The 2218-nt window shown below is 57.2% G+C and carries 2 protein-coding genes and 1 pseudogene; all 3 read right to left on the reverse strand.

Annotation, left to right across the window (positions count from 1 at the left end; all coding sequences use genetic code 11):
* Positions 1-198: 198 nt before the first annotated feature.
* On the reverse strand, positions 199-1038 hold the full coding sequence (gene ybgF / locus D8V06_RS08990) for a tol-pal system protein YbgF (protein WP_056852656.1): 840 nt from the start codon (positions 1036-1038) through the stop codon (positions 199-201).
* 6 nt (positions 1039-1044) lie between these two features.
* Positions 1045-1542 (reverse strand): peptidoglycan-associated lipoprotein Pal, encoded by a 498-nt coding sequence (pal, locus tag D8V06_RS08995; RefSeq protein WP_003178634.1) that lies wholly within the window; start codon positions 1540-1542, stop codon positions 1045-1047.
* A 52-nt stretch (positions 1543-1594) separates the two neighbouring features.
* A pseudogene (locus tag D8V06_RS09000) lies at positions 1595-2218 on the reverse strand (PD40 domain-containing protein); the annotation flags it as partial.

The following is a 2218-nucleotide window of genomic DNA, read 5'->3' on the forward strand; positions in this document are numbered from 1 at the left end:
AAAACTTCGGTAATTCTCAATGTGTCTTGCATAGTCGCCACGGGCGTAACAGCTAAACAGGCTGTCCGCCTCCGTCAGGCACTTCAAGGAACCCCGGCAATGCGCAGATCCCAAAAAGCGTGTTTCATAAAAAGGGCGTGAATTCTAACGAAAAAACCCGCGGCAAGCGCGGGTTTCTTCGAAAGGGCTCAAACAGCCTTACATTTTCTGCAGATCGCGTTGGGCCAACTGAGCAGCGGAAGTGCCCGGATATTGGGACACCACCTGCTGCAGAATGCCTTTTACCCGGTCGGTGTGACCCAGGCGGCGCTCTACATCAGCAAGCTTGTACAGCGAATCAGGCACTTTGGCGTGTTTCGGGTAAAGCTGAGAAACCTTGGCAAACGCCTGGCCTGCACCTTGCAGATCACCCTTGGCCAGGTTCACTTCACCCAACCAGTACTGGGCATTACCCGAGTATTGGCTATTCGGGTATTTGCGCAGGAATGCGGCGAAGGCCTGGCTGGCCTTGTCGAAATCCTTGGCTTTGATCAGGTCGAAGGCGGCATCGTAATAGAGCTTTTCCTTCGCCGGATCCGCCGGTTCACCGCCTGCCGCAGGTGCTTGAGCGGCGGCCGCCCCTGCACTCGCGCCAGCGGCTGCAGCAGGGGCATTCAGATCGCCACCGCCGGAAGAATTCTCAGGAGTCGCGGCTGGTGCAACGCCGGTTCCTATGCGCCGATCAAGATCCTGATATCGCTCCAGGTTTTCCTGCTTCATGCGCGCTACATCATTTTGCAGAACTTCAATTGCACCTTGCTGGCGCTCGATCTGTTGCTGCATTGATTGCAGTTGGTTGAACAGCTCGCCCTGTGCCGAGACAGGGGCCGAAACCCCTCCCCCGGCATAGGCGCCGTTCGTACCGTAACCCGCAGGCGGATAACTGCTCCCGCTATTGTTATAGCCGGAGTCATTATCGACCACAGGAACCGCAGCCCACGCCGAAAGCGACGCGAGACTGAGAGCCAGAACAGTTACAGCACGACGGCACGTTCGCATGACGAATTACTTACGCAGTTCGACGCGACGGTTTTGAGCCCAGGACTGCTCGTCGTTGCCGGTAGCAACTGGACGCTCTTCGCCGTAGGAAACCAGTTCCAGCTGAGCTGGGGAAACACCTTGCAGTACCAGGTAGCGTTGAACGGCTTTCGCACGACGCTCGCCCAGTGCCATGTTGTACTCACGAGTACCACGTTCGTCGGTGTTGCCTTCCAGAACAACGCGAGCGCCGTTTGCTTTCAGGTCTTTGGCGTGAACGTCCAGAGCGCGCATGGCTTCTGGCTTCAGGTCCGAGCTGTCGTATTCGAAGTAGAAAGTGGTGATAGCGCGCAGAGCAGCTTCTTCGCTCAGGGAGCCGTCGACTGCGCCAGTGTTTGCGCCGTAACCAGCGTTTGGATCTACAGCGCCTTCACCGGCATTGTCGCCGCCTTTGGACGAGCAACCTACAGCTACAGCCATGGCCAGAGCCAGCGCAGCAAATTTACCAAACTTCAGCATTTCCATCGTGAAACTCCTAATGAACCCCAGTGTGTTAAGTAAAACGTATAGCGCCGCGTCAGTTCAGGTAAGGGGACCAGGAAGGTTCTCTGACTTCGCCTTGTGCGGTAGGAAGCGGGAGCCTCACGCGTCCATTAATGGACACGAGCATCAAGACTCCCCGGCCCTGCTGGCGGGTGGCGTAGATTACCATGGTGCCGTTGGGCGCAACAGTAGGCGACTCGTCCAGAGTGCTATCAGTGAGGATTTTTACACTACCGCGCTGCAAATCCTGAGCCGCCACTTTGAAATTGGTGAAACCATCCTGGCGGTGAATCATGACCAGGGTCTTTTCATCAGCCGACAGTTTTGGGTTGGCGTTGTAGTTACCCACGAACGTCACACGCTCCGCACCGCCGCCACCCACGCTGGTTTTGTAGATCTGCGGTTTGCCGCCACGGTCGGAAGTGAAGTAGATGGTCGAGCCATCCTTGCCCCAGAACGGTTCGGTGTTGATGCCCGGGCCGTTGGTGACACGGGTGATCTGACGCGAACCGAGGTTCATCACGTAGATGTCCGGGTTGCCGTCCTTGGACAGGACGAACGCCAGGCGATTGCCATCCGGCGACCAGGCAGGGGCACCGTTCAGGCCTTCGAAGTTGGTGATCTGCTCACGGCGACCGGTGTCGATGTTCTGCATGAA

Source organism: Pseudomonas sp. Sample_24 (genome assembly GCF_004307605.1).
In the GTDB taxonomy this organism is placed as follows: Bacteria; Pseudomonadota; Gammaproteobacteria; order Pseudomonadales; family Pseudomonadaceae; genus Aquipseudomonas.

What these genes read in the sequence shown, in the direction of transcription:
- pal (WP_003178634.1), bottom strand. Translation starts at nt 1,542, where the DNA reads ATGGAAATGCTGAAGTTTGGTAAATTTGCTGCGCTGGCTCTGGCCATG.
- ybgF (WP_056852656.1), bottom strand. Translation starts at nt 1,038, where the DNA reads ATGCGAACGTGCCGTCGTGCTGTAACTGTTCTGGCTCTCAGTCTCGCG.